We start from the raw sequence: 24,426 nt of genomic DNA on the forward strand, positions 1-24,426 counted from the left end.
AAGCCACAACATTTCCGCATAACTTGGCAATTAATCGACCGATAAAGCCTAGATCTTGATCACAATTCACGGCAGATTTGGGCTAGCGCTCAAACATCTGCTAGCATACAGGCTCATTTAAAACAGACATGTCATCGCACTTTGACGATGGGCTCACATCCCGGCTAACAAAAGGCATTGGCATGAGAACAATATGGCGAAAGCATGAATATTGAATTACCGATATTAGTTACTTTTTTCGGCTACCTCATCCTCATGATGGGCATTGGCCTTTGGGCATATAAAGCAACCGACTCTGTCGACGATTATATTTTAGGTGGCCGCTCCATGGGACCGGCCGTCACCGCACTCAGCGTGGGCGCCTCGGACATGTCCGGCTGGCTGCTGCTGGGACTCCCCGGCGCCGTCTACCTCGGCGGCTTGGGCGAAGCCTGGATCGGCATAGGCCTGGTATTTGGCGCCTGGCTAAACTGGCTATTCGTGGCCAAACGCCTGCGGATCTACACCCAGTTTACCGATAACGCCCTCACCCTGCCGGACTTCTTCGAGAAACGCTTCGAAGACAAGCAGTCTGTGCTTAAGCTGGTCTCGGCGGTCACCATCCTGGTTTTCTTCACCTTCTATACCTCGTCAGGCATGGTGGGCGGCGCCATACTGTTCGAGAAGGTGTTTGGCCTAGACTACAACCTGGCCCTGCTTATCGGCTCTGGCATCATAGTGGCCTACACCTTCGTCGGCGGCTTCTTCGCCGTGAGCTGGACCGATTTCTTCCAGGGCTGTCTGATGCTGATCGCCCTGCTGATCGTGCCGGTTACCATCTTCAGCCAGCCTGAGACCCAGAACGGCATCCATAGCCTGGATCCTGCCATGCTGTCACTGCTGAGCGACAACACCACTATGATAGGCCTGGCATCGCTGCTTGCCTGGGGTCTTGGTTATTTCGGTCAGCCCCATATCCTGTCGCGCTTCATGGCCATCGGCAGCGCCGACGACCTTAAGGTCTCGCGCCGTATCGCCATGAGCTGGATGATAGTGGCGCTGATGGGCGCACTGGCGACCGGTCTTGCCGGCACCCTCTACTTTGCCGATCAGCCTATCGACAACCCAGAGACCATCTTTATCCACCTGGCTCACGCCGCCTTTAACCCTTGGATCGGCGGCCTCCTGGTGGCGGCGATTCTCTCGGCCATCATGAGCACCATCGACTCACAGCTGCTGGTCTGCTCTAGTGTGATCACCGAGGACTTTTACAAGAAGTGGCTCAGACCCGATGCCAGCAGCAAGGAGCTGATGATGATTGGCCGTATCGGCGTGCTGACCATAGCCGTCATCTCTGGCGTCATCGCCCTGAACCCTGAGAGCAGCGTACTGAGCCTGGTAAGCTATGCCTGGGCAGGTTTCGGCGCGGCGTTTGGCCCTGTGGTGATCCTGTCTCTCTTCTGGCGTGGCTATAGCCGCAATGGCGCGGTAGCAACTATCATCGTTGGCGCCATCACAGTGGTGCTGTGGAAACAGAGCACAGGCGGCATCTTCGACCTGTATGAGATACTACCTGGTTTCCTCTTCGCCACCCTGGCCGGTGTCTTAGTCAGCCTGGTCTCGGCGCCAGCCGACAGCACCCGCGAACAATTTGAGCAATTTAGCCAGAAACTCTGAGGCCAGGCTCCCACTTCGCTGACGTAAAAATGAGCGGAAGATCAAAAAAGCGTACAAGTGTACGCTTTTTTTATACCGCATAAATTTTACTTACAATTTGCCATTTCACAACCCGTTAACCTTTAGCAAAACCTTAATCAAACCCAGAAGCTACGTGGCATAGCGCCATCAAGCACCTCTTCAAACAACAGCTAACTTTCCTGCATAAAACCGGCCATCCATTTAACACAAAATCAACAAAAAGTTGCATCTGGTCGGAGTTGTTGAGGTAACACCTCATCCCTACTATGCACGGGAATTATAAAATGGACCTGGCCGCCACGACTCAGGCACAAGCATGAGCACAATATGCAGCCGGGCCGACAATAACGAGAACAAACTATGAAGCGTTTCAACAAGACAATACTCGCAGTAGCCGTCACACTCGCTAGCTCACAGGCGATGGCCGCCGGTTTCCAACTCAACAGCCAGTCAGCCACTGGTGTCGGCCGTGCATTTGCCGGTGATGCCGTCATCGCTGACAACGCCTCAGTGCTGTCTCGCAACCCAGCGGCTATGGCCCTGTTTGACGAGAAGCAACTTTCTATGGGCCTGACCTACGCCGATGTCGAAGTCAGCGTGAAAGATGTTTACATCGACTCGCTAGTGGGCCCGATCCACTATGGTCATGTGGACGATGCGGCAGAAGCCAAGATCATCCCTAACTTCTACTATGTCAGCCCGGTAAACGACAAGTTTGCCTATGGCGTTGCCATGTTCAGCAACTTCGGCACAGGCACAGACACGACCCCTATGTCACAGCAGCTGGTTAACGGCCTGCCTGCCCCGCTGGATCTTTTGGGTAAGACAGAAGTGACCACGCTCAACTTTAACCTGAGCGCCTCTTACCGCTTTAACGACCACTTCAGCGTCGGCGCCGGCGTCGATGTGATCTATGGCCAAGGCACCCTGACCCGCGGCGGTTTGGTACCGACTCAAGCCGGTGCAGTACAGCAAGATCTTGTGGATGTTGACGCCGACGGCGTAGCATTCGGCGGCATCATAGGCGCAGTGTATGAGATCAACGCCGATCACAGATTCGGTATGAGCTACCGTTTCAGCCCAGATTTCAAGGCGACAGGCGACATCAACATGTATAACCCAGTTGCCGGTGCCAACGTCGCCTTCGATGAGATCAACATCCCTATGCCGGATATCTTCCAGGTGGCGGGTTTCCATCAGCTGACCGAGAAGTTTGCCCTGCACTACACGGCGCAGCTGACCACTTGGGGCGATTTCAAAGAGATCACAGTGACCGACGGCACCATAGGCGGCGTGCCTGTAGCACCTGAGGCTAGCCTCAAGACCTACGCCTGGGACGACTCTTGGCTGTTCAGCGTCGGCGGCACCTACACCCTCAATCAGGACTGGACAGTGCGCGCCGGTTATATGTTTGACCAAGGCGTCGTTGGCGAAGTCAGCTCTATCTCCATCCCTGACTCTGACCGTCAGTGGTTCACCGCCGGTGCGACCTATAACCTGGGTAAGCACGCTAGCCTGGACTTCGGTGTCGCCTTCATCCGTGGTGAAGATGTAGATCTTATCGAGCACAGCGCCATCACAGGCGGTCTGCCAATCGGTCCTGATACCGGCATGGTTCACGCGACCACACGCTCGAATGCCACTTACTACTCTATGCAGTACAACTACAAGTTCTAACTTGTACTACAGCCTCCAAAAAGCCGCAGCCTACTGCGGCTTTTTTGTAGTTATCGGAAAACTTTTCTACAGTTAATACAAAGCTCCCGTGACGACAGATGGACAATGGCAAAAGTAATTGGTTTAGGTGGCATATTTTTCAAGAGTGACGATCCCCAGCGGCTCGCACAGTGGTACAAGACCTACCTGCAGGTGCCGGTAGAAAACTGGGGCGGCGCGGCCTTCTACCTCAACAATCTGATGCCGATGGCCGCCACCGGCTACAGCGTCTGGACCCCAATGGGGAGAGACACAGATTATCTTCACCCCTCAAGCAAAGAGTTTATGTTTAACCTGATCGTCGACGATCTCAACGAGGCCCTGTCTCAGGTGGCCGAAGGCGGCGCCGAGCTGCTGGCCGAAACCGAGGACTCAGAATTTGGCCGATTCGGCTGGTTTATCGACCCCGACGGCAACAAGGTCGAGCTCTGGCAACCCAGCACCCAAACCTGAGCGCTGTTTCCCTGGAAAACCAAACGAAACAAGCATATGCTGGCTTTACTCCATAGCAACTCGGACGCTTATCCATGCAAAAATCACTGGCAAGTATTCTCTTAGGCGGTTTCATCTGCGCCGGTCTCTATCTGTTAGGCACCAGCCTTGGCGACAGCATCATCAAGATGCGCGCCATGGAAAGAACCGTCACGGTCAAGGGCCTCGCCGAAGTCGAGGTAAAGGCCGATACCGCCATCTGGCCCATCCGCTTCACCCAGGTCGACAATGATCTCAATAACCTCTATCAGGAGGTGCAGAGCAAGACGGATAAGGTGATCGCCTTCCTGATTAAACAAGGCTTTACGCAAGATGAGATCTCAAGCTCCCTGCCCTCCATTGAAGACAGACAGGCCCAGGGTTATGTAGACCCTAACGTTAAGTATCGCTACGCGGCGCAGGTCACCGTATCCCTCTACACCAAGCGGGTGGATCTCCTGCTGGGCACACAGCGCAACCTTATCGAGCTGACTAAGGAAGGGATCGCCATCTCCAACCAGGATTACAACGGCCGCACCGAGTTTCTCTTCACCGGCCTGAATGAGCTCAAGCCGCAGATGGTGCAGACGGCCACGGAGAATGCCCGCCAAACCGCCGAGAAGTTTGCCAAAGATTCCGCCTCCCAACTTGGCAAGATTAAGCAGGCGTCTCAGGGGCAATTTACCATCAGCAACCGTGACAGCAACACGCCGAGTATCAAGAAAGTCAGGGTGGTTTCGACCCTGACCTATTACTTAAACGATTAGTTTTAAAGGGGCAAAGGATTTTCGCCCCTTCAATCGTATTTTTCTAATAAAAGATTGCACAAGCTTAAAAAGTCCATTAGAATTTTCTTATGAAGTTTTAAGAGGTGATCTTCCATGCAAGTACAACACACACTTTCCATCGGCATATTGCTGTCACTCGTCAGCCTGGTATCTGGCGCCAGCGAACTGCCCACCATGACGGTGGCCAAACACTCTCAGCCCCAGTGGATCACCTTAGATGCACAACTTGAGGCGGTAAAATCGGCGACGGTGTCGGCGCAAACCTCGGGCCGCATCATCAAGATCAACTATGACGTCAACGATATCGTGCCCCAGGGCGCATCCTTGCTGGAGATCACCAGCAAGGCCCAGGGCGCCGAGCTGGCGGCCGCCGAGGCCGACTTTGCTCGCGCCCAGGCCCAAAACGAAGAGGCGCAGAAACAGCGTAAGCGTTATGAACAGCTGTTCCCCCAAGGCGCCATCTCCCAAGGCGATATGGATCAAGCCATCGCCAACGCCCGCGCCTCGGCCCAGGCCGTCAGCGCTGCGAGAGCCCGTATCATCCAGGCCAACGAGTCTCTGCAGTACACCACGGTCAGTGCCCCCTTTGCCGGCGTGGTCACCAAGCGCCATGTGGAAGTGGGCGAAACCGTGTCTCCCGGCCAGGCACTGCTGAGCGGCTTTGCCACCGAGCATATGCGTGCCGTCACCCATGTGCCCCTGCGTTACATAGATGCGCTGCGCGCCAATCCTAAGATGAAGCTTGTGCTGACCAACGGCAAGGAGCTCGAATCGGACGCCCTGACCATCTTCTCTTTCGCCGATGCCAAGAGCCACAGCTATAAGACACGTATCGACCTGCCACCGCAGGAGCCCAACCTGATGCCGGGCATGTGGGTCAAGGCCAGCTTCAACGCCGGCGATCGCAATACGCTGACCATCCCCGAGTCTGCGGTGATCTACAACAACGAACTGAGTGCGGTCTATCTGATGCAGAACAATCAGTTCATGCTCAATCAGGTGCGCCTGGGCAATAAACAGGGCGATAGCTTCGAGGTGCTTTCGGGCCTGAGTGATGGCGACACCATCGCCGTCGACGCCTATCAAGTGCTGCTGAAGCTGAAACAATAGATCTGGTGATCGAATAGGAGCCGTATAGATATGAATCAGCAAGATCGACACCAAGATAATCAGCAGAGCCCAAAACGTCTGGGATTTTCCGGACGCCTGGCGGCCATGTTCCAGCTGAGCGCCATCACCCCCTTGCTGGCCCTGCTTGGCCTGCTACTGGGTCTGTTCGCCGTCATGGTGACCCCAAAAGAGGAAGAGCCGCAGATAGATGTCACCTTTGCCGACATCTACATCCCCTTCCCCGGCGCCACGCCGAGCGAGGTCGAGCATCTGGTCACCCAGCCTATGGAGGAGGTGATCTCGCAGATCAAGGGGATAGACACCCTCTACTCCTTCTCACAACCAGACGGCGCACTGATCATCGCCATCTTCGAGGTGGGGATCCCGCGTAACGAGGCGATCGTCAAGCTCTACAATCAGGTCTATTCCAACAAGGACAAGGTTGCCAGCCAGGCAGGCGTGGGCGAGCCACAGATCAAGCCCCGCGGCATCGACGATGTGCCCATCGTCAGCCTGACCCTATGGTCGAAAGACAAGGCGCAATCTGCCGAGCAGCTGACCCATATCGCCAAGGGACTGGAGAGCGAGCTGAAACGCATTCCGGGCACCCGCGAGATCTACAGCGTCGGTAGTCATGAGATCAGCCTCAACGTGCGGATCGATCCCGCCAAGATGAGCTTCTATGGCCTCACCTACGACGATATCAACCGTAGCCTGTCGAGCAATAACCATGTCTCCATGCCAGTATCTCTGGTGCAGGATAATCAGGAGATCAAGGTACAAACTGGACAGTTTTTAAAATCGAAACAAGAGGTTGAGCAGCTGGTTGTCGCCGTGTATCAGGACGAGTCGGGCCAGAGCGCCCCCGTGTACCTTGGCGATATCGCCAAGATTAGCCTCAACAGCGACATCCCGACCCAGCACGCCTGGCACGGCGATAAGTCGGCCATCTATCCTGCGGTCACCATCGCCATCGGCAAGCAGCCCGGCGAGAACGCCGTGGATATCGCCAATGTGATCCTCGAGCGCCTGGACAAGATAGACAACATACTGGTTCCCGACGATGTGAACATCACGGTCTCGCGCAACTATGGTAAGACGGCGGGCGACAAGGCCAACACCCTGATCCTCAAGCTGGTGTTTGCCACCTCGGCCGTGGTGATCTTGGTCTTCCTCACCATGGGGCTACGCGAATCTGTAGTAGTGGGCATCGCCATCATCATCACCCTGGCGATCACCCTGTTTGCCTCCTGGGCCTGGGGCTTTACCCTTAACCGTATCTCGTTGTTCGCCTTGATCTTCTCTATCGGCATACTCGTAGATGACGCCATCGTGGTGGTGGAGAACATCCACAGGCATATGGCGCTGGGCAAACGCTCCTTCGTGGAGCTGATCCCCGTCGCCGTAGATGAGGTGGGCGGCCCGACAATATTGGCGACCTTTACCGTGATCGCCGCGCTGATGCCCATGGCCTTCGTATCCGGCCTCATGGGCCCCTACATGAGCCCGATCCCCATCAATGCCAGCATGGGGATGCTGATCTCTCTGGCCATCGCCTTCATCGTCACCCCTTGGCTGGCCACTAAGCTGCTCAAGGGTCATCAACACCAAGGTGGTGATGGCGAGCATGATGTGGACGATCGCATGCTGAGGCTGTTTACTAGGCTGATCTCCCCCTTCGTCAGAGGCAAACAAGCCGGTAAGGCGAGGATTGGCCTGGGCGCCGCCATCGCCCTGCTGATCATGATCGCCGTGTCCCTGCCCGTGGGTCAGTTGGTGGTGCTCAAGATGCTGCCCTTCGACAACAAGTCGGAGTTTCAGGTGATGCTGGATATGCCAGAAGGCACGCCGGTTGAACAGACCCAGCGCGTACTCAAGGCCCTGGCCATGGAGCTGGATAAGGTCGAAGAGGTAGACAACTACCAGCTCTACGCCGGCACCGCCGCGCCGATGAACTTTAACGGCCTGGTGCGTCACTACTTCCTCAGACAGAGTCAGGAGCTGGGCGATATTCAGGTTAACCTGGTTGATAAAGGCGATCGCGACAGAGACAGTCACAGCATAGCTTCCGAGGTGCGCCGCGCGCTGCAGGCCACCGCCAAGCAATACCATGCCAACGTCAAGGTGGTCGAAGTGCCCCCAGGCCCACCCGTGTGGTCGCCCATCCTGGCCGAGGTCTATGGCCCTAACGCCGAGATGCGTGAGACAGCAGCCAATGCACTGCAGCAGCTGTTCCACGATACTCAGGATGTGGTGGATATCGACATCTACCTGCCGGCCGCGCAGCAGAAATGGCAGGTTAATATCGACCGCGCCAAGGCCAGCCTGATGGGCGTGCCCTACAGCAATATCGTCGATCTGGTGGCCACCTCGGTGGGCGGCAAGGCGGTGAGCTACCTGCATAAGCCGAATCAAAAGTCGCCTGTGCCTATCAAGCTTCAGCTGGAGGAAGGCGCCAAGGTGGATCTCGAGCAGGTGCTTAACCTCAGGCTCACCAATGCCTCGGGTAACTCTGTGCCCGTCTCTGAGCTGATCACCATACACAAGCGAGCCATAGACGCGCCTATCATACGCAAGAACATGATCCCTATGATCATGGTGGTCGCCGACATGGCGGGCCCGCTGGACAGCCCACTCTATGGCATGTTCGAGATCGCCGGCAGTATCAATCAAGAGGGTGGTCTGGGCTTCGATCAACACTATGTCAACCAACCCTCAGGGCTGGACAGCATCGCCGTGCTCTGGGACGGCGAGTGGAAGATCACCTATGAGACCTTCAGAGACATGGGTATCGCCTATGGCGTGGGCATGATCGCCATCTACCTCCTGGTAGTGGGTCAGTTCCGCTCCTACAGCGTGCCGCTGATCATCATGGCGCCTATTCCGCTCACCATCATAGGGGTGATGCCGGGCCATGCCCTGCTGGGGGCGCAATTTACCGCCACCTCTATGATAGGCATGATCGCCCTGGCGGGCATTATCGTGCGTAACTCCATCCTCTTGGTGGACTTTATTAATCAGGAAACCGCCGCGGGTGTGCCCTTCGAGCAGGCGGTGATCCATTCTGGCGCCGTCAGGGCCAAGCCCATCATGTTGACGGGACTGGCGGCCATGATAGGTGCCCTGTTCATCTTAGATGATCCGATCTTCAACGGCCTGGCCATCAGCCTGATCTTCGGCATCTTGGTATCAACCCTGTTAACCCTGGTGGTGATCCCCGTGCTCTATTACGCCGTGATGCGTCACCGCCCCGAATATTTTGCCGCGGTTAATCCGCAATCTTAAGGAGATACAGTATGTCTGTCGAACGTAGTATTTTCGCCTTTGCAGGCTTTATGGTCATGTTGTCTTTGCTGCTCACGACCTTTGTCCACCCTAATTTTATCTGGCTAACGGCTTTTGTAGGCGCTAATCTATTTCAAAGCGCCTTTACCGGCTTCTGTCCGGCCGCCATGTTAATGAAGAAGATGGGGATCAAGACGGAAGCGGAATTGGCCCGCATGAAATAACTCACAGATCACAAGGAGCCAACGTGAGACAAGCCAATAAGATGCTATCCAAGTCAATCATCAGCCTGATGGCGCTACTATTTGTCGCCATCATGGGCGTATCGGCGCCAAGCTATGGCGAAGAGAAAAACCCTAAGGTTGCCTGGGAGCATATACAGCAAGGGGCCATGGTCGTTGATGTCAGAACTCCGGAGGAGTTTGCCGAGGGACATCTAGAGAACGCGATTAATATTCCCTTTGAAAACATTGCCGAAGAGTTTACCAAGCGCGGCATCGCCAAAGATCAGTCTGTGGTGCTCTATTGTCGCAGTGGCCGTCGCAGCGGCATAGCTCAGGAGAGTCTGGTAAAGCTAGGCTACAGCAACACCTATAATGGCGGCGGCTACCAGAGCCTGGCTAAGCACTAGGATAAAAAGAGCTTAACGCTCAGACATCCTTAAACCGACTAAGGCACCCCAGGGTGCCTTTTTCATTGGCTGCCTTTTTATTCCCAATATTATTCACTAGTAGCCGTGTTCACTAATAGCCTCGTTCACTAGCAGCCTTGTTCATTTGCATGCCGGTCCGTTAGCGACCTTCTTAAACAGGCGCCTTTTCACAGATAATGCATGCTTCACCCATTAGAAGGCTAAGGATCTCGCGACATTAGGACGCTGCCCAATTGTAACAATTGAAACACCATATAACTATTCGCTATATGTTATTACACCCATGGAATAACGATTATTCTATAATTACAATAAGTTATAAATTAAGGTCAATTTTACGTCGCAGGCAATCAGGCAACACACCAAGCAAATAAACAGGCTAAAAATTCGAATAAATACTCAAAAACACACTATCCCATCGGCGAAACAATCGTATTCACTGAATATTTTCTGCATAAAAATGCTCTACACAAATCGCTTGTTTTACCCAAACACCGACTTAACAGCTTGTTTACAAATGTTTCATCAGCAGATAAATTCACTGTCGAGTAACGCATATGATGGCAGTCATGCTGCTATGCACTCCAATAATAATTATTAATTCTAACTTTTAAAATGGAAGACAATATGACAGTTAAAAAGACAACTGCGGTCGCTATGTCTTTGTCTGCGCTTGCCCTGGCAATTGCAGCAAACGTCAATGCGGCGCCTGCGAAAGGACTCCACCTTCAGGCAGATAATGCGCGTATCAATCAAGCATCTCCCCTGCCTAAGCGCTATATCGTCAAGTTTAAGAATGCCCAAGCCGCTGCACAGGCCGATGCCAACAGCCTGAACGACTATCAGCCTAGAGCCAACGAAGTCTTCTCTCAGCACAGAGCACTGAACAGCGTTAAGGCCAAGCAGATGAAGCGCATCGGTCGCTCAAATGCTTACTCGGCGCAGCTGGATAACAATGGGGTTAAGGCCCTGAAATTGCGCGCCGACGTTGATTATGTCGAAGAAGATATGCCGCGCCACCTGCTGAGCGAAACCACACCTTGGGGTCAAACCTTTGTGGGCGCCACCAGCCTGAGCGACAGCATGGCCGGCAACCGCACCATCTGTATCATCGACTCGGGTTACGACCGTAGCCACAGCGAGCTGAGCGGTAACAATGTCACAGGTACCAACAATTCAGGTACGGGTAACTGGTATGAGCCAGGCGCTCATAACGCTCACGGTACTCACGTAGCGGGCACCATAGCTGCAATCGCCAACAACGACGGCGTGGTCGGAGTGATGCCAAACCAGAACGCCAACATCCACGTGGTGAAAGTATTTAACTCTGATGGTTGGGGCTACTCATCATCATTGGTTTCGGCGGTTGACACTTGTGTGGCTAACGGCGCGAACGTAGTGACCATGTCTCTGGGTGGCTCTCAGTCAACCACCACAGAGAAAAACGCCCTAGCCGCTCACGCCAACAACGGCGTGCTGCTGATCGCAGCGGCCGGTAACGACGGTAACAACACCCACAGCTACCCAGCATCATACGATGCGGTTATGTCTGTTGCTGCGGTTGATAACAACAAAGATCACGCGGCCTTCTCTCAGTACACCAACCAGGTGGAGATCTCGGGTCCAGGTGAAGCGATCCTATCAACCGTTACACGCGGTGAAGGTCGTCTGGCTAACATCACGGCTGGCACTCAGTCATACTTCGACAATGGCGTAGTGCCCCATAACCGCTATGTGAAAGACAGCAGCGGCAACTATGTTGGTACCCCTATCACAGGTTCTGTCACTGCCGAACTGGCCGAGTGTAGCGTATCGGGCGGTGTCTTTAACTGTGGCGACATGACTGGCAAAGTCTGTCTGGTTGAGCGTGTTGGCAACCAAGGCGCCAGCTACCCAGAGATCGACGCGGTTAAGGCATGTAACAACGCCGGCGCCCAAGCAGCTATCGTGTTCAGTAACACCGCGCTGCCAGGTCTGCAAAACCCCTTCCTGGTTGACACCAACAACGAAGCCCCAATGGTTTCTGTGTCTGTCGATCGCGCCACGGGTCAGGCACTACGTGCTCACCTAGGCACTAACGTCACAGTAGCCAACACTAGTGGTGAAGATTACGAATACTACAATGGTACCTCTATGGCAACGCCACACGTATCGGGTGTTGCAACACTGGTGTGGAGCTACCACCCAGAGTGTAGCGCCGCTCAGGTGCGCGCTGCGCTAACAGCAACGGCTGAAGATCTCGATGTTGCCGGTCGCGACGACAAGACTGGTTACGGTCTGGTTAACGCGGTTGCCGCCAAAGAGTACCTAGATGCCTCTTGTAATGGCCCAACCGATCCAGGTACAGGCACCGGTGGCAACGTGCTGGAAAATGGCGTGGCTAAGACCAACCTGACTGGCGTGAAAGGCGACGAGCTACACTTCTCTATCGACGTACCAGCCGGTGCCAGCGATCTGAACTTCGCCATGAGCGGTGGTACAGGCGATGCTGACCTTTACGTTCAGTATGGCGCGGCGCCTACACTGAGCAGCTACGACTGTCGTCCATGGAAAGGTGGCAACAGCGAGTCTTGCCCAGTGAGCACCCCACAGGCGGGTACCTACTATGTGATGGTTCAAGGTTATAGCGACTTTAGCGGTGTTAGCCTGACAGCCAGCTACACAGAGCAAAGCACTGGCGGTAACACAGGCGGCCCAGCCACCTACACCAACAACACCAGCTATGCGATCCCTGACAACAACACTGCAGGTATCAGCAGCCCAATCGATGTGACTCGCAGCGGCGATTCAGGCACGGTAACGGTAACGGTTAACATTACCCACACCTACATCGGCGATCTGCAGGTTGAACTGCACAGCCCAAGCGGTCAGGTAGCCGTGCTACATGACAACAGTGGCGGCAGTGCCGACAACATCATCAAGAGCTACACAGTCGACATGTCTGGCGTTGAATCTGCCGGCACCTGGACACTGAAGGCAGTTGATAGCGCCCGTCGCGACACAGGCACTATCGATGCGTGGCAGCTTAGCTTCCAATAATCGCATCATCTAGACAGGGGACCTCAGGGTCCCCTTTTTTATCGAAAACGCCTTGGATAAGCTGATATAATGGGCCAAATTTTTTACTCAGCGATCACCATGACTCAGGCGAATAACCCACTACACGGCATCAAACTCGAAGCCCTACTCACAGACCTCGTCGACCACTACGGCTGGGAAGAGCTTGGCAGACGCATCGACATACGCTGCTTTAACCACGACCCATCCATAAAATCCAGCCTCAAGTTCTTGCGTAAGACGCAATGGGCCAGGGAAAAGGTGGAGCGCCTCTACCTCAAGATGATTGGCGAGCCTATCCCGGCGCACCTACGCGGCGATGCCGGTCGTCCTATAGATGCCCCCAAGCCTAAACGCACCACTGGCGATGAGGCGGAAAGCTCAGGCACCAGCGGCGTCAACCAACATATTTGGGGTAAAACTGACGACTAAGTCAGGTGATTTCACCAGAAAATCGAGCCTCATCAGATTAATCACATCAAAATCCGCTTAAGCTTCTTTCCTGCCTGCCGATACTAACGTCAGGCATACTTTTAATTGCATCTATTTAATGAAGTAACAAGGAAGGTTAAGCAGATGAATGTTCACGGTATCAACACTTTTGGCGCCCATAGCCTGGGCCCTCAGAGCCTAAGTTCAGTCGATGTGCGCGATCCCAATGCCCCCGAGGCGGCTCAAAATCCAAGTAACCCAAACCAGAATGAACAAACTCAGTCCAGCAGTGACAGAGTCAGCCTGTCTGAGGCCGGCAAGAAGGCCCTTGCCTATTCCACTGGTAAGGCGCTGCATGATAACGGGGCGGCCAAGACGGACAAAGCGCGCAAGACTGAGGAAGCAGAAGACGATGAAAACTTGTCTGAGATCGACAAGAAGATCAAAGAATTGAAACAGAAACTCGAAGAGCTACAACTGGAGCTTCAGGCCCTGCAGGGGGACGATTCTGAGGCGGCAGAGCTGGAGCGCAAGCAGATACAAGATCAGATAGCCATCACCACCAACCAGCTGATGGCCCTGCTTAAGGCCAAAGAGAAGCAGGTTCAGCCAAGAGAATAGTATCTATAGAGGAAGAGTTGCCAGCATGTTGGCCGTGGCGACACATTAAGGTCACCACGGTGCTAACTCACATGTAGGAGTTATCCCAAAGCCTATACCGTGAACTTAGCCACGGCAAAAGCAGGATTAGTCTTGATGCTCTTCGGTGAAGTGATATTCAGACATCATGTGACCCAGCTCGGTCGACTTGGTCTTAAGATAGGCCTCGTTATATCGATTCTTACCCACCTGCAGTGGCACGCGCTCGATAACCGCGATGCCAAGTTCCTTCATCGCCTTCACCTTGCGGGGATTATTGGTCATCAGCTTCACCTGCTGCACACCAATCTTCTCAAGCATGGGCTTGATCATGTCATATTTGCGCATATCGGCGGCAAACCCCAGACGCTCGTTGGCTTCTACCGTATTGGCGCCTTGATCCTGCAGCTCATAGGCACGGATCTTATTGAGCAGACCTATACCACGGCCTTCCTGACGCAGATAGAGAATAAATCCCTGACCCGCCTCGGCGATATTTTGCATCGCGGTTTGTAGCTGAAAACCACAATCGCAGCGCAGACTGAACAGGGCATCGCCGGTCAGACACTCGGAGTGAATTCTGCCCAGAATGGGCTGGCTCGCATCTAACTCGCCAAAGGTGAGCGCCACATGTTCTTTGCCCGTCTCTGTATCTTCGAAACCATGCATGGCAAACACTCCCCAAGGGGTGGGAAGCTTTGAGGTGGCGACATACTTAATCGACATGAAATAACCTTTACAACTCGCTCTGTCTGAGATGCGAACGAAAAATGAAAACCAGGAGGAGAGACTCTCCCCTTTCTCAGACCGAGCATTCTATGTGTTTTTGCCTAACAGTGAAATACCCGAGTGATGAAATCGGTTATTGCTTCACCGCAACCGCTTTGGCTTATAAGGATACGCCCTGAGTGGCGGCAAGGCTATGAAGTCGCTCACGCCGCCATCAAAATCCTCTATGGCCTAGAAGGCCTTAGGCGCGTATCCAGTCACCTGAGTCAGTCCCATCTGACGTCCAAGGGCCGTCATGGGATGCACAACGATCAAGCCCTTCACCGAACGCTTGAGCTTACCCATATCGGCTTGCTCGGCCTTGGTCAGCGCACGGCTAAAGGCAAGTTCGCTCACCTCTGTGCCGCGTTTGTTCAACTGACGGCTCTGCTGCTGTTTAACATGGGTAATTTGCTTAGTTACCGCATTGATCTCTTGCTTAAATTGCAAAATCACCGCCTGATCGCCACGCTTCTCCGCCGCATCTAATTTACGACGATACTTGTCGAGACGATCGTTTAACTGCTGTAACTCTTGCTTTAAATTCATTAACTTGCCTTAAAAATCTCGCGAATATACAAATGCCACTCAGATAAAAATAGGCAGCATTTGCCAGTTTGGCGAACATTATACCACTAATGAGGAAGGTACGAACAAGTCATCCGGCATCGGCAGCATCCTAGCCACAGCAGTATCTGCTGCTAAATTCAGCGCTTGTCGGTGAGATAGTGAATAACCTGATTGCTGCTGCCGCGAAACACCAGACTGGGATCGGCGAGCGACTGCTCAAACTTGCCATCCACCAGCACGTCCACATGGGCGATAACCGCTTGTTGGGCCGGGCTGAGTTCATCGAGTCTATAGCCGGTCCACAGCCAGATATCCTTGCCCCGGCACTCCTGCCTTACCCGTTTCACTAGAGTCAGAATGACATCGAGATTGCCCGGATGTAGCGGGTCGCCGCCAGAGAGCGACAGGCCGCGGCGCACAATGCGGGTATCATTGAGATCCTTAATCACCTGCTCGAGCATAGCCTCGTCGAACAGATGGCCCGAGTCAGGATTCCAGGTCGACTGGTTGTAGCAGCCACGGCACTGATGCTCGCAGCCCGAGACAAACAGGGTCGCCCTGGTGCCGGGTCCATTGACCACGTCGATAGGAAAATATTGATGATAGTTCATGTGCCCCTCATACAAAGATAGCAAGTGCCCCGGGACGCCTTGCTATCTTCATCTTTTATTTCACTTTCTATATTCACTTTGCGCCAGCAGCCGAAACTTTGGTGCTGCTTAGCTCAGCTCATTAGAGATGCTTCACCCGGCGTTTAACTTCTTCCTGCTTACCATAGTTGAAGGGTCTGGCATCCGGGCTACCTAGGTAGCCACACACCCTGCGGGTCACAGACACCCGGCTCGGCTCATGGTTGCCACACTTAGGACAGGTAAAGCCCTTGCTGGTACAGCTAAACTCGCCGGTGAAGCCACAGTCGTAGCACTCATCAATCGGCGTGTTGGTACCATAGTAAGGCACCCGGCTGTAACTATAGTCCCACACATCTTCCAGCGCCTCGATATTGTGCTGCATGTTAGGGTATTCGCCGTAGCAGATGAAGCCGCCACTGGTGAGCGCCGGATAGGGCTGCTCGAAATCCAACTTATCGTACGGATTCACCTTCTTCTCCACATCCAGGTGGAAGCTGTTGGTGTAGTAGCCGCGATCCGTTACGCCGTCGATCACCCCAAAGGCCTCGGTATCCAGCTTGCAGAAGCGGCTACACAGGTTCTCGCTCGGCGTGCTGTAGAGGCTGAAGCCATAGCCCGATTCCTCGCGCCAACGTACGGTCGCCGCCTTGAGGTGCTCGATAATGGCAAGCGCCTTGCCGCGCAGGGCCTCGCTGTCATACACATGGGTCTCGCTGCCGTAGAGGGCATTGATGGTCTCATGCAGGCCGATGTAACCCAGGGAGATAGAGGCGCGGCCATTCTTAAAGATGCCGCTGATCTCATCATCAGCGCGCAGACGCACGCCACAGGCGCCTTCCATATAAAGAATTGGCGCTACCCTTGCCTTCACGCCTTGTAGACGCTCGATGCGAGTGTCCAGGGCACGGCGGGCCACCGCCAGACGTTCATCCAGCAGCTGATAGAAACGCGTCTCGTCGCCCTTAGCCTCGATGGCGATCCGCGGCAGGTTCAGGCTGACCACGCCAAGGTTATTACGCCCTTCGTGCACCAGCTCGCCCTCCTCCTCGTAGGTACCGAGGAAGCTGCGACAACCCATAGGCGTCTTAAAGGAGCCGGTGACCTTTTCGACCTGTTCATAGTTGAGGATATCCGGGTACATGCGCATCGACGCACACTTGAGCGCCATCTGCTTGATATCATAGTTGCAGTCGCCCGCCTTGTGGTTGATGCCGTCGCGAATGGCGAAGACCAGCTTAGGGAAGACCGCCGTCTTACGGTTCTTACCCAGGCCCGTCATGCGTACCTTCATCATGGATGACTGGATGAGGCGCGACTCCCAGGAGGTGCCCAGACCGAAGCCGAAGGTGACGAAAGGCGTCTGGCCGTTGGCTGTGTGCAGGGTGTTGACCTCATACTCCAGCGACTGGAAGGCGTCATGACACTCTTTCTCCGTCTGCGCCGTGGCAAAGGCCTTGGCGTCTGTGATCCCCCAGGTCAGCGCGACCTGATAGTGCTTGTCATAGCTCTTAGCGACGAAAGGCGCGAGCACCTCGTCGATACGGTTGATAGTGGTGCCGCCATAGATATGGCTGGCCACCTGAGCGATGATCTGCGCCGTAACCGCAGTCGCAGTCGAGATAGACTTAGGGGTCTCGATCTCGGCGTTGCCCATCTTGAAGCCATGGGTCAACATGCCGGCCAGATCGATCAGCATACAGTTAAACATGGGGAAGAAAGGCGCATAGTCGAGATCGTGATAATGGATCTCACCCGACTCATGGGCCGCCACCACATCCTTAGGCAGAATATGGCGTGTGGCATAGTGTTTGGCCACAATGCCCGCCAGCAGATCACGCTGGGTGGGGATCACCTTGGAGTCTTTGTTGGCGTTCTCGTTCAGCAGCGCCGCATTGCTCTGCTCGACCAAGCCACGGATCTCGCGGTTGAGACGGCTGCTCAACTCACGATGGATATCCCTGTCGTGGCGATACTCGATATAGACCCTGGCGAGTTGCTTATAGGGGCCTTCCATCAACTGATTTTCTACCGCATCTTGCAGGTCGTGAATATCCACCTGCTCGAGTTCGGCCACCGACTGGCGTACTTGTAGGGCCACCTCGGTGGCATAGGCAACATCATCAATACCTGCCGAACTTGCTGCAGCAACCACTGCATCTCGAATCCTTGTTTCGTCAAAAGGCGTGCGGTAACCATCCCGCTTAATAACCACTGGCATTGTTCAATATCTCCTCAAGTAACGGCCAAATTAACACCATATATAGTGTTAATATAGACGATGAACACAATATGTAGCGCATTAAGCTACAAGTTAGGCTCAAGTACCTTGATCCAGATCATTAATTTGCGGATGGAATTTTGTGACACAAGATTACTGCCAACTGGGCCACTTATCGTTAAAACTTGCCTTGACCCAGTCGGCAAAGGGAGCTAGATGCGGGATAAAAATGGGACAAGCTGTGAATAAATTACGTAATTCGTTTAGATAGTGCCAGATAACGCTGTAATTGCCCGGAAGCCTGTTGCGAACTTCCCGATGTGGCGGCCAATTGCATGGTGGATTTAAGCGCCTGCCACATCTCCTTGTCTCTGCTCGTCAGACCGTTATCGCCCTGTACAAACACCGACAGCTGGGCCGATACCCGCGCCGCCTTCTGGTTCAGTCCCTGAGTGTCGAGGCTGTCCATCTGCTTGAGCACAGACTCGGCGTCATCGAGCATGGCAATCATCACGCTATCGGGCTTACTCTCCTTGAGCTGCTCGCGCTGGCTGGCGATAAAGTCGAGCAGCGACGGCTGCGAGCCATCGCCCCTTGGGATCTCAAAGCCCGCCTGACTCAGGCGATTTAGCTGATTTTCCGACAAGATGCCGTCCTGATGCAGACGCTGAATTAACTTGGGAATATCACCGATACCAAACTGCCCCTTGGAGAAGAAGTCTTTAGCCATCGCCTCTATCTTCTGCGCCCGCTCGGCCCTTGGCGAGAGAAATACCGCCTCCTGGGGGATATCTGGGCCTGTCGTTTGCACCTTGGAGGCTTGATTTGACAGGGTCACCTTATCGCTGGCCGATGAGCCGTCGACATCACGTGTGTCCTGACCATGTGTATCAGGGCCATGTGTTTCTTGGCCGTGTGTTTCTAGGCCATAACTGTTGGCGATCAGATTGGCTTGTGAACCATTAATGGCCTGGCTAATTGAATTCATTGTCAATTTTTCGACTACTGCAGAGAAATATCCCTGCAAGTAGCAAAAACCAGGCCAGAGCTCCTAGCCAGAGCTCCTAAAGAGACAAGCCTTAGGGAATGCTAGCCGTTTATTTAAACAACTCCTGTTTATAAGGACTGACGCCTAAGGGCTAACAACTACGCACTCACGCCTAAAGACTATTACTTAGACTATTACTCAGGCTATTACTCAGGCTATTACTCAGGCTATCAGTGACGCTCAAGCTCATCGATACGGGCGCGGATAATATGAGCCACCTGCTTAACCGCCTCTTGTCCCGCCTCGATCGCCTCGCCCGCGCGATGGAACTCCATGGTGCCAATCTCCATCACGTTAGGGGTGATCAAGATATCCGGTGGATCCCCCATCAGGCGCACCCGCTTGTGGCGCTGCTCCAGGATATCCATCGACTGAGACATCACCGCCAACATGCCTGGCTCACTGCGATTACCGAGGGAAAACTTATCGGTCAAGCCGCTGACATAATCCCGTCCCCGGGCCAAGAGATCCATAAAGCCGCTCTCCAGTTCCTTCTCGGCTTTCACCTGCTCTGCCTGACTGGCCTTCACATCGGAAGAGATGGCCACGGGCAGCTGCTGATGGCGGGTCTTCCTGTGAGCGTTAAGATCCACGGCAATCACCAGGTCGACGCCCATTGCACGGCTCACCGACACGGGCACAGGGTTAACCACGGCGCCATCCACCAGCCAGCGCTCGCCAATACGCGCCGGCGGCAAGATCCCCGGCATGGAGCAGGAGGCTCGCACCGCATGACGCAGGCTACCCTGCTTGAACCAGATCTCCTGGCCGGTATAGAGATCGGTCGCCACCGCCGCAAAGGGCATCTGCATCTGTTCGATATCCAGATTGCCGATATGCTGCTGCATCACGTCGAACACCTTCTCGCCGCCAATTAGCCCGCCCTTGCGCCAGCTCAGATCCATCAGGCCCAGCACATCCCAGCTGGAAAAGCTGGTCACCCAGGCCTGTAGATCGTTAAGGTTATCTTGCGCATAGGCGGCGCCCACCACGGCGCCGATAGAGCAGCCGGCCACCTTATTGGGAAAGACTCCCATGTTCGCCAGCTCGTTTAGCACCCCTATGTGGGCCCATCCTTTCGCCGCACCACTGCCCAGTGCAATGCCGATATTCGCCATCTTCTCTGTTACTCTCCCTGGGACGCGAGCCGCTTGAGCAAGCCGCGTCTTAATGTCTTTAGTTTTCATCATAAGCCAAACCATGACGCCGCACAGCCCATAGCGGTAAAAATTAATCTAAGCGCTGAGCCTTAGCATTGACTGGCGACGGGTCAGCGCGCAAGTCGTGGCTGAATCGCTCACGGCGATGTATAATGCGCCCCTATCTATATTTCGGAGCACAGCATTGCAATTTTCAGATTTTTCACTCGATAAACGTCTACTGACCAGCCTTGAACACATGGGCATCGACACGCCGACCGAGATCCAAACGCAATCGATACCCGTAGGCTTATCGGGAAGAGATCTTATGGCATCGTCTAAAACGGGCTCGGGCAAGACCCTGGCCTTCCTGTTGCCAGCAATGCAGCGCGTCATCGCCACCAAGGCGCTAAGCAAGCGCGATCCCAGGGTGTTGATCCTACTACCGACCCGAGAGCTGGCCACCCAGGTCTACAGTCAACTGCGCCTGCTGGTCGCCAACACCCAATACAAGGCGATCAAGATCCTCGGCGGTGAAAACTTTAACGATCAGGCCAAGGCCCTGGCGAGAGACCCCCACTTCGTGGTGGCAACACCGGGCCGTCTGGCGGATCACTTAGCTCAGCGTCACCTGTACCTCAACGGACTCGAGCTGCTTATCCTGGATGAGGCCGACCGCATGCTGGACCTGGGCTTCGCCGAGCAGCTCAGGGCCATCAACCAGGCCGCCGATCACAAGCGTCGCCAGACCCTGATGTTCTCAGCAACCTTAGATCACGGTCAGATCAACGAGATTGCCGCCGAGCTGCTCAAGGAGCCGGAGCATGTGGCCATAGGCGCCTCCCATGTGGAGAACCAGGATATCGCCCAGAAGATCTACCTGTGCGACAACCTGAGCCACAAGGAGCAGCTGCTCACCCGTCTGCTACAGCTTGAGCCCCACAAGCAGGTGATCATCTTCACCGCGACCCGTGGCGATACCGACCGCCTGGCCGGCGTGCTGGCCGAACAGGGCTTTAGCACCAGCTCCCTCAGCGGCGAGCTGAAACAGGCGGCGCGCAACCAGATCATGGACCAGTTCAGCCGTGGTCAGCAGCAGATATTGGTCACCACAGACGTGGCCTCCCGCGGCTTGGATCTGCTTAACGTATCCTTGGTGATCAACTTCGACATGCCAAAGTTTGCCGAAGAGTATATTCACCGTATCGGTCGTACCGGCCGCGCCGGCGCCAAGGGCGATGCTATCTCCCTGGTCGGGCCGAAAGACTGGGTCAACTTCAAGCAGGTACAAAACTTCCTGCGTAAAAGCTTTGAGTTCAGCGAGCTGGAGGAGTTGGCGCCTAAGTTTAAGGGGTTAAAAGACAAACCGAGCCAGGAGAAGCGCTTAGGTAAGCAGCAGGCGAAACCTAAGGCCAAGACGGCTAAGGCCGCCAGCAGCACCAAGCCGACTAAGCCGCGGGATAAGCGCTTTATCACAGGCGTCGATGTGGGCGATGCGCCAATGCTTAGAAAGCCCAAGGCGAAACTGCAGGATACGCCTGAAGATTAACGCTAGGCCCCGAGCCAAAAAACTATGATTTGCGGTCACTTAGCGGGCACTTAGCGGTCACTTAGTATTCACTGAGGGCCGCTTTTTATTGCCCGCTCTATCTCTTGTCTATCTGTTCTCTATCTGCTCACTATCTGTTCTGTATTTGTTCTACATCTCCCGACGCCAATCCTGTCGGGCGGTTATCTATGGCACATGTCACCCTATTTAAATCAAGCGGCAGACGATAGCGGCGATTTTCACCTAACAACTAGTGCTCAATCGGGCCAATTAAGGTTACAATAGCCGCCATTGATTTTTTTATATTAGGGTTATCATGAGAGTTTGTGGCGTTGAGTTAAAAGGTGGCGAAGCCATCATCTGTTTGTTGAGCTATGAGGGTGAGACCTTTAACATCCCAGATTGCCGTTCTCGCTCACTGACCATCTCTAATTCGGCCAGCACTGAGTCGATCAAAGAGTTCCACTTCGCCTTCAGCAAGCTGATGCAAGACTACAAGGTCGATCAGGTCGCCATCATAGAGCGCGAGCAGAAAGGCAAACTGGCGGGCAGTGCCACCAGCTTCAAGATGGAGGCGGCGATTCAGCTTTGCGGCCTGCCGGTACAGCTGATCTCACCAGTCAACATCAAGGAGCAGCTCAAGCGCAATCCACCTATGGTGGATTTCGAAGGACTGGATCTCAAGCGTTTCCAGAAGAGCGCCTTCGAGGTCGCCTACTGCTACCAAAACAAGTGCATCTTCGCCAAGAAAGATTAAGCCTATTGCCGGGCGCATCCCGCCCGGCGTTATCTAATCGCTTCACCTCAGCCGTCATCCACTAGGCTTTCGCTTATGTCATCACTGCCCTATCTGCAAGGCTATCGGCCCGAGCTTATCAGCCAGGTCAAGGAACTGATCGAGACTAATCGACTGAGAAGTGTCCTCGAACGCCGCTATCCAGACAGTCACACGATCCGCAGCGACAAGGCCCTGTACGACTACACCATGGCGCTGAAGAACCGCTATCTCAAGAAGTCTTCGCCCCTGAGTAAGGTGATCTTTGACGATAAGATCACTCTCAAGAAGCAGGCCCTGGGATTGCACAGCTATGTCGCCAAGAATCACGGCGGCAAGACCAAGTCGAAGAATGAGATCCGCATCGCCGCGCGCCTCAAGGAGGTGCCCGAGCCCCTGCTGCGTATGGTGGTGGTACATGAGCTGGCGCATCTTAAAGAGAAGGATCACAACAAGGCCTTCTATCAGCTCTGCTGCCATATGCAGGGCGACTACCATCAGCTGGAATTTGACCTGCGGCTATGGCTCACCATGCTGGATCTCGAGGCCCAAGAGAAAGGCTAAGCATAAAAAACGCCACATCATGTGGCGTTTTTCTATTCGATAAGCAGTTAAATCAATCGGTATTAATTAGCTTTTTAGCTCTGGCCCATCATCATCTGGCGCACCTTGACCAGCTGAGCAAACTCGCCCATCTGCTTCTTCGACAGCTTACTCGCCATAGGAATATCCGCCTTCATAGGATCCACGGGGCGGCCATTGATATGAAACTCATAGTGCAGATGTGGCCCTGTGATGCGGCCCGTCTTACCCGACAGGGCGATCACCTGGCCTCGAGACACCCTCTGTCCCTTGTGCACCAAGGCCTTCGAGAGATGCAGATAACGGGTACGGTACTTGTTGCCGTGATCGATCACCACATATTTACCCGCATATCTATGGTCGGTCACCAAAGAGACGATGCCATCGCCAGGGGCTATCACCTTAGTGCCAATCGGCGTGGCGAAATCTGTGCCGTTATGGGGCGCGGTGCGACCCGTAACCGGATGGTGACGATGGCGATTAAAGCGCGAGCTGACACGGTAGTTCTTCTGTAGCGGCACACGCTGGAAGGCCCTTGCCAGGCTGCGGCCCTGATCGTCATAGAAGTTGCCGTCGCTATTTTGGTAGGCGTTGATCGTGCTGCGGCCACGTTCTATGGTAATGGCGAGAATATCGCTATTACCCGTCACCTCACCATCGATATATTGATCGCTCTTAAGTACAGAGAATCGGTCGCCCGCGCGCAGATCACGAGCAAAATTCAGCTTCTCTTTCAGCAGGGTCTCGATGCGCTGAATCTCGCCGGCATTCAGGCCGATACGCTGAGCCGACAGATAGAAGGAGCCCTGGATCTCACCGCTTAAGGCCCTGTCCTGCCAGATCCCCTCGATATTGATCTCATCGACGCTGAATCCCCCCTCCTCGTAACGGCTAAACACCACCTGGCGCGCGGCATTGAAGTAGAGTTCGAGTTTCTCCAGCTGACCCGAGTCATCGAGCCAGAAACGTATGATGTTGCCGGGTTTGAGGGTATCGAGGGCCAGGATATTCAGATCCGCCTCTAACACCTTGTACATGGTCTGCTGATCCACATTGGCTTCGACAAACAAGCCACTGAGGGTATCACCGGATACTATGGTCTTAACAAAATCAGCATGAGACACGGTTTCGACCGCTTCGTCGCCCAGGTGGAGGTTAGTCACCAGAGACTCAATATCCAGCGCCACCGGAATGCGTTGTGGCAGGGCCTGTTTCTGGCTTGGCCAAAGCAGCGCCGCGCCCACGACCAGCCCGGCCGCCAATAAGATCTTCTTATGGGGCGAGGGTAATGCCATGATACGGGATTGAGACATGCTCA

The 24,426-nt window shown here is 54.3% G+C and carries 21 protein-coding genes; 14 read left to right on the forward strand and 7 right to left on the reverse strand.

Annotated elements, in window-relative coordinates; translation table 11 throughout:
* The first annotated feature begins 204 nt into the window (after positions 1 to 204).
* The 11 genes from putP (at position 205) to SHEW_RS12650 (ending at position 13,809) form a co-directional block, all read left to right on the forward strand.
* Positions 205 to 1,656, forward strand: a complete 1,452-nt coding sequence (gene putP / locus SHEW_RS12600; protein ID WP_011866232.1) for a sodium/proline symporter PutP — start codon at positions 205 to 207, stop codon at positions 1,654 to 1,656.
* A 381-nt stretch (positions 1,657 to 2,037) separates the two neighbouring features.
* Entirely contained in the window at positions 2,038 to 3,354 is a 1,317-nt protein-coding gene (locus SHEW_RS12605) for an OmpP1/FadL family transporter (RefSeq protein WP_011866233.1), read from the forward strand.
* A 105-nt stretch (positions 3,355 to 3,459) separates the two neighbouring features.
* Positions 3,460 to 3,846, forward strand: a complete 387-nt coding sequence (locus SHEW_RS12610) for a VOC family protein (RefSeq protein WP_011866234.1) — start codon at positions 3,460 to 3,462, stop codon at positions 3,844 to 3,846.
* 74 nt (positions 3,847 to 3,920) lie between these two features.
* Positions 3,921 to 4,631, forward strand: coding sequence for an SIMPL domain-containing protein (locus SHEW_RS12615; protein WP_011866235.1), 711 nt, complete (start codon positions 3,921 to 3,923; stop codon positions 4,629 to 4,631).
* A 114-nt stretch (positions 4,632 to 4,745) separates the two neighbouring features.
* Complete coding sequence (locus tag SHEW_RS12620) at positions 4,746 to 5,762, forward strand: efflux RND transporter periplasmic adaptor subunit (protein WP_011866236.1); 1,017 nt, start codon at positions 4,746 to 4,748, stop codon at positions 5,760 to 5,762.
* 30 nt (positions 5,763 to 5,792) lie between these two features.
* A complete protein-coding gene (locus SHEW_RS12625; RefSeq protein WP_011866237.1) occupies positions 5,793 to 9,047 on the forward strand; it encodes an efflux RND transporter permease subunit in 3,255 nt (1,084 codons plus the stop codon).
* Between the two features lie 11 nt (positions 9,048 to 9,058).
* On the forward strand, positions 9,059 to 9,271 hold the full coding sequence (locus tag SHEW_RS12630) for a YgaP family membrane protein (RefSeq protein ID WP_011866238.1): 213 nt from the start codon (positions 9,059 to 9,061) through the stop codon (positions 9,269 to 9,271).
* A 92-nt stretch (positions 9,272 to 9,363) separates the two neighbouring features.
* On the forward strand, positions 9,364 to 9,678 hold the full coding sequence (locus SHEW_RS12635; protein ID WP_398351624.1) for a rhodanese-like domain-containing protein: 315 nt from the start codon (positions 9,364 to 9,366) through the stop codon (positions 9,676 to 9,678).
* Between the two features lie 648 nt (positions 9,679 to 10,326).
* Positions 10,327 to 12,738, forward strand: a complete 2,412-nt coding sequence (locus SHEW_RS12640) for a S8 family serine peptidase (protein WP_041406658.1) — start codon at positions 10,327 to 10,329, stop codon at positions 12,736 to 12,738.
* A gap of 99 nt (positions 12,739 to 12,837) precedes the next feature.
* On the forward strand, positions 12,838 to 13,188 hold the full coding sequence (locus SHEW_RS12645; protein WP_041407269.1) for a VF530 family protein: 351 nt from the start codon (positions 12,838 to 12,840) through the stop codon (positions 13,186 to 13,188).
* Between the two features lie 144 nt (positions 13,189 to 13,332).
* Positions 13,333 to 13,809, forward strand: coding sequence for a hypothetical protein (locus SHEW_RS12650; RefSeq protein ID WP_011866242.1), 477 nt, complete (start codon positions 13,333 to 13,335; stop codon positions 13,807 to 13,809).
* Between the two features lie 126 nt (positions 13,810 to 13,935).
* Here SHEW_RS12650 and ribA read toward each other — a convergent pair whose 3' ends face one another.
* The 6 genes from ribA to rssA all read right to left on the reverse strand — a co-directional run bounded on the left by ribA (position 13,936) and on the right by rssA (position 20,181).
* The gene (gene ribA, locus SHEW_RS12655; protein ID WP_011866243.1) at positions 13,936 to 14,553 is read right to left on the reverse strand and encodes a GTP cyclohydrolase II; all 618 of its coding nucleotides are present in this window, start codon (positions 14,551 to 14,553) and stop codon (positions 13,936 to 13,938) included.
* Positions 14,554 to 14,787: 234 nt separating this feature from the next.
* Complete coding sequence (locus SHEW_RS12660) at positions 14,788 to 15,144, reverse strand: YibL family ribosome-associated protein (protein WP_011866244.1); 357 nt, start codon at positions 15,142 to 15,144, stop codon at positions 14,788 to 14,790.
* Positions 15,145 to 15,302: 158 nt separating this feature from the next.
* Positions 15,303 to 15,776, reverse strand: coding sequence for an anaerobic ribonucleoside-triphosphate reductase-activating protein (gene nrdG, locus SHEW_RS12665; protein ID WP_011866245.1), 474 nt, complete (start codon positions 15,774 to 15,776; stop codon positions 15,303 to 15,305).
* Between the two features lie 121 nt (positions 15,777 to 15,897).
* The gene (gene nrdD, locus SHEW_RS12670) at positions 15,898 to 18,015 is read right to left on the reverse strand and encodes an anaerobic ribonucleoside-triphosphate reductase (RefSeq protein ID WP_011866246.1); all 2,118 of its coding nucleotides are present in this window, start codon (positions 18,013 to 18,015) and stop codon (positions 15,898 to 15,900) included.
* Positions 18,016 to 18,265: 250 nt separating this feature from the next.
* Entirely contained in the window at positions 18,266 to 19,003 is a 738-nt protein-coding gene (locus SHEW_RS12675) for a hypothetical protein (protein ID WP_011866247.1), read from the reverse strand.
* 230 nt (positions 19,004 to 19,233) lie between these two features.
* Positions 19,234 to 20,181, reverse strand: a complete 948-nt coding sequence (gene rssA, locus SHEW_RS12680) for a patatin-like phospholipase RssA (RefSeq protein WP_041406659.1) — start codon at positions 20,179 to 20,181, stop codon at positions 19,234 to 19,236.
* 226 nt (positions 20,182 to 20,407) lie between these two features.
* Between rssA and SHEW_RS12685 the strand changes: the two genes are divergently transcribed.
* The 3 genes from SHEW_RS12685 (at position 20,408) to SHEW_RS12695 (ending at position 23,090) form a co-directional block, all read left to right on the forward strand.
* On the forward strand, positions 20,408 to 21,751 hold the full coding sequence (locus tag SHEW_RS12685; RefSeq protein ID WP_041406660.1) for a DEAD/DEAH box helicase: 1,344 nt from the start codon (positions 20,408 to 20,410) through the stop codon (positions 21,749 to 21,751).
* Between the two features lie 316 nt (positions 21,752 to 22,067).
* Complete coding sequence (locus SHEW_RS12690) at positions 22,068 to 22,508, forward strand: DUF3010 family protein (protein WP_011866250.1); 441 nt, start codon at positions 22,068 to 22,070, stop codon at positions 22,506 to 22,508.
* A gap of 75 nt (positions 22,509 to 22,583) precedes the next feature.
* Positions 22,584 to 23,090 (forward strand): M48 metallopeptidase family protein, encoded by a 507-nt coding sequence (locus tag SHEW_RS12695; protein ID WP_011866251.1) that lies wholly within the window; start codon positions 22,584 to 22,586, stop codon positions 23,088 to 23,090.
* A gap of 74 nt (positions 23,091 to 23,164) precedes the next feature.
* On the opposite strand, the gene SHEW_RS12700 is transcribed toward SHEW_RS12695, so the two are convergent.
* Positions 23,165 to 24,421: a peptidoglycan DD-metalloendopeptidase family protein gene (locus SHEW_RS12700; RefSeq protein WP_011866252.1), complete on the reverse strand. Its 1,257-nt coding sequence runs from the start codon at positions 24,419 to 24,421 to the stop codon at positions 23,165 to 23,167.
* Positions 24,422 to 24,426: the final 5 nt, after the last annotated feature.

This window comes from Shewanella loihica PV-4, assembly GCF_000016065.1.
GTDB lineage: Bacteria > Pseudomonadota > Gammaproteobacteria > Enterobacterales > Shewanellaceae > Shewanella > Shewanella loihica.

Excerpts from the sequence above, each read along its gene's own strand:
- putP (WP_011866232.1), top strand. The coding sequence starts at position 205 with ATGAATATTGAATTACCGATATTAGTTACTTTTTTCGGCTACCTCATC.
- SHEW_RS12605 (WP_011866233.1), top strand. The coding sequence starts at position 2,038 with ATGAAGCGTTTCAACAAGACAATACTCGCAGTAGCCGTCACACTCGCT.
- SHEW_RS12610 (WP_011866234.1), top strand. The coding sequence starts at position 3,460 with ATGGCAAAAGTAATTGGTTTAGGTGGCATATTTTTCAAGAGTGACGAT.
- SHEW_RS12615 (WP_011866235.1), top strand. The coding sequence starts at position 3,921 with ATGCAAAAATCACTGGCAAGTATTCTCTTAGGCGGTTTCATCTGCGCC.
- SHEW_RS12620 (WP_011866236.1), top strand. The coding sequence starts at position 4,746 with ATGCAAGTACAACACACACTTTCCATCGGCATATTGCTGTCACTCGTC.
- SHEW_RS12625 (WP_011866237.1), top strand. The coding sequence starts at position 5,793 with ATGAATCAGCAAGATCGACACCAAGATAATCAGCAGAGCCCAAAACGT.
- SHEW_RS12630 (WP_011866238.1), top strand. The coding sequence starts at position 9,059 with ATGTCTGTCGAACGTAGTATTTTCGCCTTTGCAGGCTTTATGGTCATG.
- SHEW_RS12635 (WP_398351624.1), top strand. The coding sequence starts at position 9,364 with ATGGGCGTATCGGCGCCAAGCTATGGCGAAGAGAAAAACCCTAAGGTT.
- SHEW_RS12640 (WP_041406658.1), top strand. The coding sequence starts at position 10,327 with ATGACAGTTAAAAAGACAACTGCGGTCGCTATGTCTTTGTCTGCGCTT.
- SHEW_RS12645 (WP_041407269.1), top strand. The coding sequence starts at position 12,838 with ATGACTCAGGCGAATAACCCACTACACGGCATCAAACTCGAAGCCCTA.
- SHEW_RS12650 (WP_011866242.1), top strand. The coding sequence starts at position 13,333 with ATGAATGTTCACGGTATCAACACTTTTGGCGCCCATAGCCTGGGCCCT.
- ribA (WP_011866243.1), bottom strand. The coding sequence starts at position 14,553 with ATGTCGATTAAGTATGTCGCCACCTCAAAGCTTCCCACCCCTTGGGGA.
- SHEW_RS12660 (WP_011866244.1), bottom strand. The coding sequence starts at position 15,144 with ATGAATTTAAAGCAAGAGTTACAGCAGTTAAACGATCGTCTCGACAAG.
- nrdG (WP_011866245.1), bottom strand. The coding sequence starts at position 15,776 with ATGAACTATCATCAATATTTTCCTATCGACGTGGTCAATGGACCCGGC.
- nrdD (WP_011866246.1), bottom strand. The coding sequence starts at position 18,015 with ATGCCAGTGGTTATTAAGCGGGATGGTTACCGCACGCCTTTTGACGAA.
- SHEW_RS12675 (WP_011866247.1), bottom strand. The coding sequence starts at position 19,003 with ATGAATTCAATTAGCCAGGCCATTAATGGTTCACAAGCCAATCTGATC.
- rssA (WP_041406659.1), bottom strand. The coding sequence starts at position 20,181 with ATGGCGAATATCGGCATTGCACTGGGCAGTGGTGCGGCGAAAGGATGG.
- SHEW_RS12690 (WP_011866250.1), top strand. The coding sequence starts at position 22,068 with ATGAGAGTTTGTGGCGTTGAGTTAAAAGGTGGCGAAGCCATCATCTGT.
- SHEW_RS12695 (WP_011866251.1), top strand. The coding sequence starts at position 22,584 with ATGTCATCACTGCCCTATCTGCAAGGCTATCGGCCCGAGCTTATCAGC.
- SHEW_RS12700 (WP_011866252.1), bottom strand. The coding sequence starts at position 24,421 with ATGTCTCAATCCCGTATCATGGCATTACCCTCGCCCCATAAGAAGATC.